This window comes from Micromonospora sp. NPDC005710, from assembly GCF_040630995.1.
Classification (GTDB): Bacteria; Actinomycetota; Actinomycetes; order Mycobacteriales; family Micromonosporaceae; genus Micromonospora.
Genome location: NZ_JBEXYP010000014.1, coordinates 105,061 through 119,240, shown reverse-complemented (window position 1 = coordinate 119,240; position 14,180 = coordinate 105,061). Strand labels below are relative to the sequence as shown.

Here is a 14,180-nt window from a genome sequence, read left to right as displayed (position 1 = left end):
GGAACCAGTATCCGCGTTCACCGGGCGGCGCGGGCCGCAGCGGTCAACGCGCGGTGCAACAGCCGGGAATCACCGAGCAGGGCCCGCAACCGGCGCTCCAGGCCGGCGATCGGAATCAGATTCTGCGGGGCCCGCGGATCCTTGTACGGGGTCGAGGCGAAGCGCGGCAGGGTCACCAACGACAGGTCGGCCAGCTCGATCGCCGCCTCGACGGACAGGTCGGCGGAACACTCCACCCGCACGACGCCCGCCCACGGCGCGCCGACCGCCACCGGCAGCCGCAAATACCACGACCAACCACCCCAGGCAGTGCCGAGCCGGAACACCGGGGACCGCTCACCCGACGCCATACCGGTCACCACCGCTGTCAACCGGGCATCCAGATACTGACTGTGCTGCGTCTTGATGTAGCCCAGGGTGCGCGGCAACTGCCGACGACTACGCAACGGGCCGTCCACCACCAACAGGTCACCGTCGACCCGGGCGGCGTCGGACACCGCCACCTCCAACGCGGTCAGCGGACCCTGCACAGCGGCCGGCAGCTTCGCCAGCTCACCGGTGCCACCGACCCGGTGCACCGGGTAACGGATCGCACCCGCCACCACATCCTGCGCCGACGGGCTCGCCGTGAACAACCCCCGAGCAACCCGGGTACCCGCCAACTGCGCCGCACCCCGGCCCAGGTCGCACCGGACCACACCGGCCGCGTACGAGGCGGCCAACCCGGGAAACGACCCACCGTCGCTCTCGGCCGTCCAGATGCTCGCGTCGATGCGGCGAACCCCGTCGACGAGCAACACCACATCCGGCGCCCGCATCCCCGGGCGTACCCCGATCGCCCGCCAGTCCACGGCGGGCACCTCCACGTCCGCGTCGACCTGGGCGCTGCTCGGCGCGGCCGGCCCGGCGGCGGACGCCTCGAACGACGCGCCGTACGCCGGGTCCCACGAATCCACGAAGAACGCGGCGTCACTCCGCTGCGCCGCGCTCACCGGCCCGTCCGCTCCACGCGCGCCGTCCGGGCATCCTTGCGCACCTCGAAGCGGACCGGGATCCGCTCGGCCAACGCCGACACGTGGGTGACCACCCCGACCATCCGGTCGCCCCGGGCCGCCAGGTTCTCCAGTGTCGCCGCCACCGTGTCCAGGGTGGCGGCGTCGAGCGTGCCGAAACCCTCGTCCAGGACGATCGACTCCAGGCTCGCCGCCGTGGTGGACATCCCGGCCAACTGCTCGGAGAGCGCCAACGCCAACGCCAACGACGCCTGGAAGGTCTCACCGCCGGAGAGGGTGCGCACGCCCCGACGCAATCCCGCGTCGTGGTGGTCGACCACGACGAACTCGCCCTTGTCGTGCACCAGCTCGTACTGCCCGGAGGACAACTCCCGCAGGATCCCCGACGCACCGTCGACAAGCAGGTCCAACGCCTCGGCCAGCAACCACCGCTCGAAGTTGTTCGCCCGCAGGTGCCCGGCCAGCGCGCGCGCCACCTGCGCCTCCCGCTCGTGCCCGGCCCGCTGCTCGCGCAACGTCCCGGCCTGCTCGCGACGCTCGTGCAGCCGCCGCCGCTCGGCGTCCGCCCGCTCCACCGCCACCGTCGCCGCGTGCACCGGGTCGTCCCCGACCGGCACGTCGGCGGCGGCGAAGATGCCGGCGATGGCCCGCTGCACCCCGTCGGCCACCGACTCGGCCTCCGCCACCGCGGCAGCCCGAACAGCCCGGTCGGCGCGGCGGCGCTCCGCCTCGCTCGTCGCCCAGTCGGCCAACGCCGCCCACGCGGCGGCCACGTCGTCCCGATCGGCCGCCGGAGGGCCGAAACGGGCCAACCCGTCCCGTGCGGTGTCGAAGGCCCGCCACGCCGCCCGCAGCCGCTCCTCGGCGGCGTCCACAGCCGCCCGGCCCTGCCGAGCGGTCTCGCGGCCGGCCCGAACCGCTGTCGCCGCCTCTTCCAACGCGCGCCGCAACCGGGCATGCTCGGCCAACTCCCGCCGCAGCGCAGCCGGCTCGGCCGCGCCGGCGAGCTGCCCGTCCAGCTCGGCCAGCCGGGCCTCCACCTGCTCCTGCCGGGCCCGTGCCTGCACCAACTGCCGCTCCCGCTCCCGCGCGGCCGTGTCCCGCTGCTGCACTGTCGCCTGCGCGGCCTTGGTGGCGGCCCGCGCGGCCTTGCCCGCCGCCGTCGCGGCAGCCACCGCCGAATCGGCCGGCACCGCCGGCACCTCGGCCACCGGCTGCTCGCACACCGGGCACGACACGCCGGCCCGCAGGTGCACCCGCAGGCTCACCGCCAAGTCGGTGGCCTTCGCGTCCTCGTGTGCCCGGAAGGCCGCCTCCAACTCGACCTCGGCCCGCTCGGCGACCGCGCGCGCATCAGCCAGGGCCGCGACCGCCGTAGCGTGCTCCTCGTGCGCCAGGCGCACCACCGCGCGGACCGTGTCGGCCTCACCGGACAACCGATCCCGGTCGTCGTACGCCCGCAGTTGCAGTCGCAGCGCGCTCTCGTCACCGGCGGCGGCCAACTCGCCGCGCAGCTTCTCCTCCCGCTCCTCAGCCAACGACACCCCCGTCGCGGCCGCCTCGGCCTCGGCCCGCGCCGCGGCGACCGCCCGCGCGACATCGGTCACCCCACCCGGCGCCCGCACCCCGGTCAGCACCGTCAACTCACCGTCCAGGGCGGTCAGCGCCGCCGCCGCCTCGCGTGCGGCGACCCGGGCCGTTGCCAACTCCGGCACCGCGTCCGCCACCGCCCCCGCCAACTCGACCATCCGGTCGACCCGGGCGTCGGCCTCGGCCAACGCCTCGTCGTCGACGCCGGTCAACCCGGCGAGCACCTGGTCGACCGCCTCCAGCCGGGCCTCCGCCTGCGTGGCGCGTGCCGTCGCCTTCTTCTGCACCTCCTCGTACACGCCGAGGCCCAGCAGGTTGACCAGGATCTGCTGCCGCGTCGCCGGCTTCGCGTGCAGGAAATCGGCGAACTGCCCCTGCGGCAGCACCACACAGCTGGTGAACTGCTCGTACGGCAGCCCCACCGCCTCCAGCACCGCCTGCTCCATCTCGGCGGGGGTGCCGGCCACCACCTCGCCGAGGTCGTCCGGGCTCAGCCCGGTGTCCAGTTTGGTCACGTCGAAGCCGGCCGGCATCAGCTGCAACCCGGCGTTCGCCGTCTTCACGTTGCCCCGGCCGTCCCGGCGCACCACCCGGGTCGCCACGTACCGGGCACCGCCCGACTCGAAGACCAGCCGCACCCGCGCCTCCGTCGCCGACGGCGCGAGCGCGTTCGCCAACCCCCGGGTGCCACCCCAGCGGGGCACAGTGCCGTAGAGGGCGAAGCAGATGGCATCCAGCACAGTGGACTTACCCGAACCGGTCGGGCCGATCAGCGCGAAGAAGTCGGCGTCGGTGAAGTCGACAGTGGTCTCGTCCCGGAAGACGGTGAACCCGGCCATGTCCAACCGCATCGGACGCATCAGTGATCGACCTCCTCGAACAGCTCGTCGAAGAGCTCCCGCACACCCTCGTCGGCGTGGCCCCGACTGCCCAGGTAGTCGGCGAACAACTCCCGGGGCGAACGCCCCGACCGCTGCGCGATACGCGCGCCACTGCCCGGCGCTGCCAACAGCTCCGGGTCGATCCGGATCTCCAGGGCCCGGGGGAGCAGCTCCTGGACCTCCTCGCGCAGGCCGGCGCGGGGTTGCTCCCGCACGAACACCCGCAACCACGCGTCCGGTGCCTCGATCTCGGCGAGCTGAGCCAGGGTGCCCCGCACCGTCCGCAACGCGCTCGCCGCGGTCACCGGCACCTCCCGCACCCGGGCGGCGGTGCTCGCCGTCACCTCGACGATCGTCACCGAGGGGATGTTCTCCTGCTCGCCGAAGTCCACAGCGAGCGGACTGCCGCTGTACCGCACCGGACAGGGGCCCTCGACCCGCTGCGCCCGGTGCAGGTGACCGAGCGCCACGTAGTGCGCGGTGGCAGGGAAGACAGTGGCCGGAACGGCGTACCCCAACACGGTGTGCGCTTCCCGCTCGCCGCCACCGGTGGACGCGCCCGTCACCGTCAGGTGCGCGGTGACCAGGTGCACCCGGTCCGGCTCGGAGAAACCCTCGGTCAGTCGCCCCAACACCCGGCCCAGGTGGTCGGCGTACGTCTGGTTGGTCTCCGCGGCGGTCAGCTCGTACATCTCCAACGCGCGCACCGCGTACCGCTGGGACAGGAACGGCAACGCGGCCAGCCGCCACCGCTCGCCACCGGCGGTGGTGCCGTCGATGACATGCTCGTCCGGGTTTTCCCGCACCCCACCGCGCAACGTGATGCCGGCGGCATCGGCCCACGGGCGCAACGCGTCCAACGCCGGACCGTTGTCGTGGTTGCCGCCGATCGCCACCACGTCCGCACCGGTACGCCGCAGCGCCGTCAACGCCCGGGTGACCAGGCGGGTCGCCTCCGAACTGGGCGCGGCGGTGTCGTAGAGGTCACCGGCGACGATCACCAGATCCGGCTGCTCGGCACGAGCGATCTCGATCACCCCGGCCAGCACCGCCTTGTGCTCGTCGGCCCGGGACTGCCCCTTGAGCACCTTCCCGACGTGCCAGTCGGAGGTGTGCAGGATCTTCATGGCCCCTACCTAGAACGGGATGTCGTCGTCGGTGCCGCCGCCGGAACCCACCACGGCGAACGGGTCGGCGGACTGGGTGATCGAGCGCAGCGTCTCGGACGGGGCCCGGCCCGCCTCGGAAACCCGGGTGGCCCAGGCCGGGAACGGGAACTCCAGGCAGAGCGGCACCGGAATGTCCGGCTGGTTGACGAACATGGTGCCCGGCTTGGCCAACAACGCCCGCTGGCGCTGCGCGGGCGGCAGGAAGCCGTACTCCGGGCGGGACGCCTCGGCCGGGTCGAGCCGGCCGACCACCCGGATCGCCGAGTTGGTGACGATCCGCCGCTCCACCTCGCTCGCCGTCTGCTGCGCGCCGATCAGGATCACCCCGAGCGAGCGGCCCCGCTCGGCGATGTCCAGCAGGACCTCCTTGATCGGCGAGGAGCCCTCCCGGGGGGCGTACTTGTTGAGCTCGTCCAGGACGACGAAGAGCAGGGGCTTGGCGGTGCCGGACTTCTCCTTGCGCTCGAACTCGCTCTTGAGCGTCACACCCACCACGAACCGTTGTGCGCGGTCCGGAAGGTTGTGCAGGTCGACCACAGTGACCTGGGCCGACTCGCTCGTGTTGATCGAGTGGGGGCGACGGGTGGCGAGGTCACCGCGGATCAGTCGGGCCAGGTCCTTCTTGCTGCCGATCAACCGCCGGGCGAACGCGTTGACGGTGCCCAGCCCCACCGCGCTGCCCGCCCAGTCGGAGCGGGTCTCGTCGTCGTTGAGCTGGTCGACGATGTGGTCGACCAGATCGCCGTAGGAACCCAGCCGCACCCCGTCGATGCTCACCCCGCCGTCGGCGGGCTGGGCGTAGCGGGCCAGGTGCGCGGCCACCGAGTGGACCACCATCGTGTACTGCTGGCGCTCGTCGTCGGCGTCGGCGAAGACGTACGGCAGCAGCCGGTCGGTGCAGAACTCGCTGAGCGTCCAGTAGAACGAATCCACCCCGGTCAGCCGGCTGCTCACATCCGGTGTGCCGGCCGCGTCGCCGGCCCGGGGCGGGGCGTACACCCGCACGTCGGGGAAGGCGCCGGCGCTCAGCCCGAGCTTCGCGTACGCCGCGCGGGTGGGCTCGTCGAGGCGGGTGTTGGGGTGGTCCAGGAAGAGCAGATCCTCACCCTTGACGTTGAAGATCAGCGCCTTGGCGTTGACAGCGTCGCCACCCAGCACCCCGGAACGGAACACCGAGTAGAGCAGGAAGGTGGCGAAGCTGGTCTTGGTGGCCACGCCGGAGATGCCGGAGATGGAGACGTGCGCGCCCCGGCTGCCGTCGAGGAAGTCGGCGTTGAGATAGACCGGGACACCGTCCCGACCCATTCCCATCGGAATGCGCCGCTCCATCCGGTCGAAGTGCAGCGCGCGCGCCCGGGCGTCGCCCTCGGCCCGGTGCACCACAGCGCCCGGGGTCGGCGGCACGTACAGCTCCGGATCGACCCGGGTGGTGGTGACCTCGGCCGCCTCCTGCACCTGCGCCGGCAGTGTGCCGTCGGCGATGGCGAACACGTCGGAGTCGAACTGGGCGCCCTCGTGCCGGGCGCGGACCTGGGTGACCACCCCGGCGATCGTCACCGGCTCCCGGTTCGGCAGCTCCCGTCGGGTGACCACCACGTCGTCGAGCTGGAGGTAGCTGCCGGGCGCCACGGCCGTCCAGAACTGCAACGGGGTGGCGTCGGCGGTGCCCAGCACCCGCCCGACGGCCTCGCCAGGGCTGTCGGCGTCGGCGTCGGTCATCGGGCGACTCGGGTCGGTCGGGCATCACGGTCGGCGCGCATGCACTGCATCCTGCCCGAGGAGTACGACAGGTCGCCACGCGACGCGGCGGACGACACCATGCGCCGTCACACCCACGACGGTGGGTGTGTGACCGGGCGACGGCGGGTTACGGGCGGGCGTGGCGGAGCAGGAGGACACCGTCCTCGGCGGCGAGCACGTGCCGCAGGGCGAGGTGCCGGGGTGGCGCGGCGTCGCCGGCGGTGATCCGGCCGGGGCCGGGCCCCGCCAGCAGCGGCGAGACGGTCAGGCACAACTCATCCACCAGGTCGGCGGCGGTGAGGGCGCCGAGCAGGTGCGGGCCGCCCTCGCAGAGCAGTTGGGTGAGCCCGCGTCGGTGCAGCTCGGCGAGGCCGGCGGCCAGGTCGACCCGGTCGGTGCCGAAGCGCAGCACGTCGGCGACGTCGGTCAGCCCGGCCGGCGGGTCGGCGCCGACGTGGGTGAGCACCACCGGGCGGGTCGGTGCGTCGGCGAAGGCGGCCTGCGCCGGGTCCAGGTCGAGCGAACCGGAGACGACAACGAGCGTCGGGTACTCGGCCAGCCCGTTGGCCCGGCGCCAGGCGCGGCGGCGCTCGTCGAGGCGGACCGCCCGGTAACCCTCGTGCCGGAGCGTGCCGGCGGCCACCACTAGGGCGTCGCAGACCATCCGCAGCACGCCGAACACCCGCTTGTCCGGCTCGCCGGAGAGCCCCGCGGAGTAGCCGTCCACTGTCACCGCCCCGTCGAGGCTGGCCACGAAGTTCACCCGCAGCCGGGGCTCGTCGGCGCGGTCGTAGAGGACGGTGAGTGTCGCGTCGTCGAGCGGCTGCGTCGACGGCTCGGGCCAGAGCCGTCGGATCGGAATTCCGACGCTCATTCGCCGGCCCGACCGGTGACCGGAGGGGTGGGTTCGGCGGTACGGTGCTGACAGTCGCACCAGTTCCGGCCCGGGCAGTCGTCGTGTCGCCGGGCCCGGCACGCTCGGCAGATCATGCTCGCAGCCTAAGCCGCGGGAGGACAGGACAGCATGTCGCGTCAGATCTTCCAGCTGAAGATGTCCCTCGCCGGGACCCGGCCGCCGGTGTGGCGCCGGGTCCTCGTGCCGGCCGGCTACACGCTCGACCGGCTGCACCGGGTGGTGCAGCACGCGATGGGTTGGCGGGACTGCCACCTGCACTCGTTCGAGATCGACGCGATGCAGTACGGCGAACCCGACCCGGACGGGGAGTTGGCGCTGCACGACGAGCTGGACGCGCGGCTCGACGCGGTGCTCGGCAAGGGCAGCCGGTTCTCCTACACGTACGACTTCGGCGACTGGTGGGAGCACGACCTGGTCGTGGAGGACGCGCTGACGGCCGACCCCGACGAGCGGTACCCGCTGTGCCTGGCCGGTGAGCGGGCCTGCCCGCCGGAGGGCATCGGCGGGCCGTCGGGCTACCAGGCGCTCCTGGAGGACCTGGACGACGAGTCAACCCCGACCGACCTGGTCGGCCCCCGGCAGGCGGTGCTGCGCGACTGGGCGGGCTCCACCTTCGACCCGGCGACCTTCGACACCGAGCGCGCGACCACCCTCCTCCGCCGCTTCTGCTGACCCACCCACCCCTGCGGGGCAGGGCGTTGTCGATCAAGAGGTTCGCGTCACCTGGGCCACGATTCCTGCCCGAAACCTTCTGATCACCGAGGTGCGGCGGGGGTGTGGGTGAGGTAGGCGATACGGGAGTGATCAGCGGTAACGATCTGGGAACGCTCCCAACGCCCTATTGACACTCCCGTTACCTGTCGGCAATCTCATGGGAGCGCTCCCGGAGGTGGCATGGGTCACTCGCTCACCCCGGCTGGCGCGATGAGCACACCCCCCACCACACCCATCAGCCTCACCACCGGAAAGAGGGGTCAGCGAATGAGTGTCACCACGCGGCGTACCCGCCTGGCGGCCGCTGCCCTGGCCGCGATCACCGCAGTCAGTGGTCTCGCAGCCTGTGGCAACGACGACGACAAGCCGGCGGCCGGCGAGAAGCCCGCCAAGCTGGTCGTCGACACGTTCGGCGAGTTCGGCTACGAAGATCTCGTCAAGCAGTACGAGAAGGACACCGGCATCAAGGTCGAGCTGCGCAAGACCGCGCAGCTCGCCGAGTACCGGCCGAAGCTGGTCCGCTATCTGGCCACCGGCAAGGGCGCGGCCGACGTCACCGCGTTGGAAGAGGGCATCCTCAACGAGTTCAAGCCCAACGCGCGCAACTGGGCCGACCTCACCCCGCTGGTGGCCGACCACTCCAAGGAGTTCCTGCCCTGGAAGTGGGAGCTGGGCAAGGCGCAGGACGGCCGGCTGATCGGCCTCCCGACCGACGTCGGCAGCCTCGCCGTCTGCTACCGCAAGGACCTGTTCCAGGCTGCCGGTCTGCCCACCGAGCGCGACCAGGTGTCGGCGCTCTGGCCGGACTGGAAGGGCTTCCACGACGCCGGTCTGAAGTACAAGCAGGGCAGCGGCGGCAAGGCGTTCATCGACTCGATCACCGCCGTCTCCAACGGCGTGATGTTCCAGGGCAACGGTGACCTGTTCTACGACAAGGAAGACAACATCATCGCGGACACCAGCCCCGCGGTGAAGAACGCCTGGGACACCGCGACCTCGATGGCGGACATCTCCGCCAAGGCGCAGACCTGGTCGCCGGAGTGGTCGGGTGGCTTCAAGCAGGGCACCTTCGCGGCCACCTTCTGCCCGTCCTGGATGCTCGGCATCGTCTCGGAGAACTCCGGTGCGGCCAACAAGGGCAAGTGGGACGTCGCGTCCGTGCCGGGCGGCGGCGGTAACTGGGGCGGCTCGTGGCTCGCGGTGCCGGCGCAGAGCAAGTACCCGAAGGAGGCGGCGAAGCTCGCCGAGTACCTGACCAACGCGAAGAGCCAGGTGGAGGCCTTCAAGGCCAAGGGCCCGCTGCCCACCAACCTGGAGGCGCTGAAGAACGAGGCGTTCACCAGCTACACCAACGAGTACTTCAGCAACGCGCCGACCGGAAAGATCTTCGGGGAGAGCGTCGCCAAGATCCAGCCGACGTACCTTGGCCCGAAGCACCAGGCGGTCAAGGAGAACGCGCTGGAGCCGGCGCTGCGGGCGTTCGAGAGCGGGCAGGCCGACAAGGCGAAGGCCTGGGAGCAGTTCACGAAGGATGCCAAGACTCAGGGCGCCTTCTAAGTGATTCTCTGCCGGTGGCGTTCGGGACCTCCCGGACGCCACCGGCCGGTCCCCTCCGCGTAGCGCCCTGCGCGAGGGCCCCCGGGCCTCCGCCGGAAAAGGAAATTCGCATGAGCCTGTCGGCCACGACGGCACCGCCGTCGCCAGCAGCACCGCCTTCTCCCGATCTCCCTTCCCGGCAGCGCCGGGGACGGCTACTCAACCGCCTCGATGTCAAGTACTCGCCGTACCTCTACATCGCCCCGTTCTTCCTGATCTTCGGTGCGTTCGGGCTGTACCCGATGGTGCGTACCGCCTGGATGTCGCTGCACGACTGGGACATGATCGGCGAGCACTCGTTCATCGGCTTCGACAACTACACCCGGCTGTTCTCCGACGAGTACTTCTGGAACGCGCTGGTCAACACGTTCGGCATCTTCGCCATGTCGACGATCCCGCAGCTGTTGCTCGCCCTCTTCCTGGCGAACCTGCTCAACCGCACCTTCCTGCGCGCCAAGACGTTCTTCCGGATGGCCATCTTCATGCCGAACGTGGTGTCGGTGGCCGCTGTCGCGATCGTCTTCGGAATGCTGTTCCAACGGGAGTTCGGCCTGTTCAACTGGCTGCTCGGCCTCGTCGGTGTCGACCCGGTCGACTGGGACGGGCAGCGGTGGAGTTCCTGGTTCGCCATCTCCTCGATGGTCAACTGGCGATGGACCGGTTACAACACCCTGATCCTTCTCGCCGGCATGCAGGCGATCCCGAAGGACCTCTACGAGGCCGCGGAGATCGACGGCGCCGGCCCGTGGCGGCAGTTCTGGCAGATCACCCTGCCGATGCTCAAGCCCACCTTCACCTTCGTGGTCATCCTGTCCACGATCGGCGGCATGCAGCTCTTCACCGAGCCCCTGCTCTTCGCCAACGGCAACATCCTCGGCGGCAGTCAGCGGGAGTTCCAGACGCTTGCCATGTACATGTACGAGATGGGCATCGCGAACCTGAACACCGCCGGCTACGGAGCCGCTGTCGCCTGGGCGATCTTCATGATCATCGTCGTGGTGTCGCTGCTCAACTTCCTACTCGTCCGCCGCTCGGCGAAGTGAGGAGAGATCGATGATCTCGGCTTCCCAGCGCCTGTGGCGCACCAGTCCGTTGACCTACGTGGCGCTCGTCCTGGCGGCGCTGCTGTCGATCTACCCGTTCTACTACATGCTGGTGATCGGCAGTCGCAGCCTGGACTCCATCAACGACGTTCCGCCGCCGTTGACCCCCGGCGGAGCGTTCGGTGACAACTTCGGGCGGGTGCTCGACAACGACGCCGCCAACTTCCTCACCGGCATGATGAACTCGATCATCGTCTCCTCGGTGGTCACCCTGTCGGTGGTGCTCACCGGTTCGCTGGCCGGGTTCGCCTTCGCCAAGCTGAAGTTCCGGGGCAGCAACGCCCTCCTGCTGGCGATCATCGTCACCATGATGATCCCGACCCAGATGGGTCTCATCCCGCTCTGGGGAATGATGCAGGACCTGGGGTGGTACGACACCCTCTACGCGGTCACCGTGCCGTTCCTGGTCAGCGCCTTCGGCGTGTTCATGATGCGGCAGTACGCCAGCCAGGCCATCTCCGACGAGCTGATCGAGGCCGGCCGCGTCGACGGGGCGAGCACGTTCCGGATCTACTGGAGCATCGTGCTGCCCGCACTGCGTCCCGCCGCCGGTGTCCTCGGTCTGCTGACCTTCATGGAGACCTGGAACTCGTTCATCTGGCCGTACGCCATCCTCACCCCGGAGAACCCGACCCTGCAGGTCTCGCTCTCCTTCCTCTCGTACGCCTACTACACCGACTACTCCCAGGTGTTCGCCGCCACGGCGATCGGCACCATCCCCCTGGTGATCGTTTTCCTCGTGTTCGGCCGCCAGATCATCGGCGGGATCATGGAAGGTGCCGTCAAGTCGTGAGCAACCCCGCCAGCCCACCCTCCGTCGACGTCCTCGACGAGCGCCCCGGGCTGACCTTTCCACCCGGATTCCTCTGGGGGGCCGCGACGGCGGCGTACCAGATCGAGGGGGCGGCAGCCGAGGACGGCCGCGCCCCGTCGATCTGGGACACCTTCAGCCACACCGAGGGGCGGGTCGTCGCCGGGCACACCGGGGACGTGGCCTGTGACCACTACCACCGTCTCGGCGACGATGTCGCGCTGATGGCCGAGCTGGGCCTGAAGTCGTACCGTTTCTCGGTCTCCTGGTCGCGGGTGCAGCCCACCGGCACCGGCGGGGCGAACCCGCAGGGCCTGGACTTCTACCGGCGACTGGTGGACGAGTTGCTGGCCAACGGCATCGAGCCGTGGCTCACCCTCTACCACTGGGACCTTCCGCAGCCGTTGGAAGACGCCGGCGGCTGGCCGGCCCGGGACACCGCGGCCCGCTTCGCCGACTACACGACGCTGATGGCCGACGCGCTCGGCGACCGGGTGCGCTACTGGACCACGCTCAACGAGCCGTGGTGCTCCGCGTTCCTCGGCTACGGCTCCGGTGTGCACGCCCCCGGCCGCACCAACGGAGCGGACTCGGTGCGCGCCGGACACCACCTGATGCTCGGTCACGGCCTGGCCGTGCAGGCCCTGCGGGCCTCCCGGCCGACCGCCGAGGTGGGCGTCACCGTCAACCTCTACCCGGTCGACCCGGCCAGCAACACCCCAGCCGACCGGGACGCCGCCCGGCGGATCGACGGCATCGCCAACCGGTTCTTCCTGGACCCGCTGCTGCGCGGGTCGTACCCGGAAGACCTGGTGGCCGACCTCGGCACGGTGACCGACTTCGCGCACGTGCGCGACGGCGACCTGGCGACCATCTCCACGCCGCTGGACTTGGTCGGGGTCAACTACTACAGCCGGCACGTGGTCGCCGCGCCGGTCGAGGGCGTCGAGGCCGACCCGGCCCCGTCGTGCTGGCCGGGCAGCGAGGACGTCCGGTTCGTCACCCGTGGCGTCCCGGTCACCGACATGGGCTGGGAGATCGACGCCCCCGGTCTGACCGAGACGTTGCGCCGGGTGCACGAGTACACCGACCTGCCCCTGTACGTCACCGAGAACGGTTCCGCGTTCGTCGACTCGATGGTCGACGGGGAGGTCGACGACGTCGACCGGCTGGCCTACTTCGACGCCCATCTGCGCGCCGCTCACGAGGCGATCGACGCGGGAGTGCCCCTGCGGGGATACTTTGCCTGGTCGTTGATGGATAATTTCGAATGGGCCTGGGGTTACACCAAGCGGTTCGGCATGATCCACGTCGACTACGACAGCCAGGTTCGCACCCCCAAGTCCAGCGCCAAGTGGTACGCCTCGGTGATCCGGCGCAACGGTCTGGCCGCACAATAGGCTCGGGCCAGCCATCAGGACGGCCCCGGCGTCCACCTCTCGCAGGTGGCGCCGGGTCCGCCCGCCGTCGGAGGAGCACACGATGACAACGCAGCGCACCCGGTCGCTCGGGCGCCCGACCCTCGATGCGGTCGCGGCGCGCGCCGGCGTCGGTCGGGGCACGGTCTCCCGCGTGGTCAACGGCTCGCCCCAGGTCAGCCCGGAGGCCCGGGCCGCGGTCCAACAGGCCATCGCCGAGCTGGGGTACGTGCCGAACCGGGCCGCCCGTGCGCTCGTCACCCAACGCACCGACTCGGTGGCGCTCGTGGTGTCCGAATCCGGTGAGCGGGTCTTCACCGAGCCGTTCTTCGCCGCGATCGTACGAGGCATCAGCTCCGGGCTGCTGGAGACGCCGATGCAGCTCTGGCTGGCGATGGCCCAGTCTCCGGTGGAGCGGGAACGGGTCGAGCACCACCTCACCAACCAGCACGTCGACGGCGTACTGCTGCTGTCGTTGCACGACTCCGACCCGCTGCCGACCCTGCTGGAGGAGCGCGGCCTACCCGCAGTGCTCGGCGGTCGGCCCGCCCGCATGCTGCAACCCGGCGCCCAACCGGCCTGGTTTGTCGACGTGGACAACGTTGGCGGAGCCCGGCAGGCGGTGGAGTACCTGACGGGGCAGGGCCGGCGGCGCGTCGCCACCATCGCCGGCCCCCAGGACATGGGCGCCGGGCTGGCCCGCCTGGCCGGCTACACCGATGCGGTCAAGGCCACCGGTGCCAGCGTCAACCCCGACCTGATCGCGTACGGCGACTTCAGCGAGGGCAGCGGCGCGGCCGGCATGCGCCGGCTGCTCGAGGTCTGCCCGGACCTGGACGCGGTCTTCGTCGCCTCCGACCTCATGGCGTTCGGCGCGCTGCGTACCCTGCGGGAGGCCGGCCGGCGTGTGCCCGAGGACGTCGCGGTGATCGGCTTCGACGACGCGACCATCGCCCGACAGGCCGAGCCGCCGCTGACCACCGTGTTCCAACCGGTGGAGGAGATGGGCCGGCAGATGGCCCGCCTGCTGGTGGCCCGGATCCGTGGCGAGGAGCTACCCGCCTCGCACATCCTGCTGGACACCCAACTGGTCCACCGAGCCTCCGCCTGACCCCTCACCCCCGGCGCGGCAGGTTCCTCGCGCGGTGCGTTCCTCGCGCGGTGCGTTCCTCGCGCGGTGCGTTCCTCGCGCGGTGCGTTCCTCGCGCGGTGCGTTCCTCGCGCGGTGC

At 71.0% G+C, this 14,180-nt stretch carries 11 protein-coding genes; 6 read left to right on the top strand and 5 right to left on the bottom strand.

Translation table 11 applies throughout. From position 1 onward, the window contains the following. Positions 1-17 precede the first annotated feature (17 nt). The 5 genes from ABZ406_RS20120 to ABZ406_RS20100 form a co-directional block, all read right to left on the bottom strand. A complete protein-coding gene (locus ABZ406_RS20120; protein ID WP_357763650.1) occupies positions 18-992 on the bottom strand; it encodes a hypothetical protein in 975 nt (324 codons plus the stop codon). After that, positions 989-3,463, bottom strand: coding sequence for an SMC family ATPase (locus tag ABZ406_RS20115; protein ID WP_357763647.1), 2,475 nt, complete (start codon positions 3,461-3,463; stop codon positions 989-991). The genes ABZ406_RS20120 and ABZ406_RS20115 overlap by 4 nt, the downstream gene beginning before the upstream one ends. Further along, positions 3,463-4,611, bottom strand: a complete 1,149-nt coding sequence (locus ABZ406_RS20110; RefSeq protein ID WP_357763644.1) for an exonuclease SbcCD subunit D — start codon at positions 4,609-4,611, stop codon at positions 3,463-3,465. Before ABZ406_RS20110 ends, ABZ406_RS20115 begins: the two co-directional genes overlap by 1 nt. Positions 4,612-4,620: 9 nt before the next feature. Beyond that, positions 4,621-6,372 carry an ATP-binding protein gene (locus ABZ406_RS20105; RefSeq protein ID WP_357763640.1) on the bottom strand — a complete coding sequence of 584 codons (1,752 nt, stop codon included), beginning with the start codon at positions 6,370-6,372 and terminating at the stop codon, positions 4,621-4,623. 148 nt (positions 6,373-6,520) lie between these two features. Further along, the gene (locus tag ABZ406_RS20100; protein ID WP_357763637.1) at positions 6,521-7,267 is read right to left on the bottom strand and encodes a pyrimidine reductase family protein; all 747 of its coding nucleotides are present in this window, start codon (positions 7,265-7,267) and stop codon (positions 6,521-6,523) included. Between the two features lie 150 nt (positions 7,268-7,417). On the opposite strand from ABZ406_RS20100, the gene ABZ406_RS20095 reads away from it, so the two are divergent. The 6 genes from ABZ406_RS20095 (at position 7,418) to ABZ406_RS20070 (ending at position 14,062) form a co-directional block, all read left to right on the top strand. Beyond that, positions 7,418-7,981, top strand: a complete 564-nt coding sequence (locus tag ABZ406_RS20095; protein ID WP_357763634.1) for a plasmid pRiA4b ORF-3 family protein — start codon at positions 7,418-7,420, stop codon at positions 7,979-7,981. Positions 7,982-8,290: 309 nt separating this feature from the next. Further along, positions 8,291-9,580, top strand: a complete 1,290-nt coding sequence (locus ABZ406_RS20090; protein ID WP_357763631.1) for an extracellular solute-binding protein — start codon at positions 8,291-8,293, stop codon at positions 9,578-9,580. A gap of 110 nt (positions 9,581-9,690) precedes the next feature. Next, positions 9,691-10,662: a sugar ABC transporter permease gene (locus ABZ406_RS20085; protein ID WP_357763628.1), complete on the top strand. Its 972-nt coding sequence runs from the start codon at positions 9,691-9,693 to the stop codon at positions 10,660-10,662. 10 nt (positions 10,663-10,672) lie between these two features. Continuing rightward, complete coding sequence (locus ABZ406_RS20080) at positions 10,673-11,515, top strand: carbohydrate ABC transporter permease (protein WP_357763625.1); 843 nt, start codon at positions 10,673-10,675, stop codon at positions 11,513-11,515. Continuing rightward, positions 11,512-12,933: a GH1 family beta-glucosidase gene (locus tag ABZ406_RS20075; protein WP_357763622.1), complete on the top strand. Its 1,422-nt coding sequence runs from the start codon at positions 11,512-11,514 to the stop codon at positions 12,931-12,933. The genes ABZ406_RS20080 and ABZ406_RS20075 overlap by 4 nt, the downstream gene beginning before the upstream one ends. Before the next feature lie 82 nt (positions 12,934-13,015). Beyond that, entirely contained in the window at positions 13,016-14,062 is a 1,047-nt protein-coding gene (locus tag ABZ406_RS20070) for a LacI family DNA-binding transcriptional regulator (protein WP_357763619.1), read from the top strand. Positions 14,063-14,180: the final 118 nt, after the last annotated feature.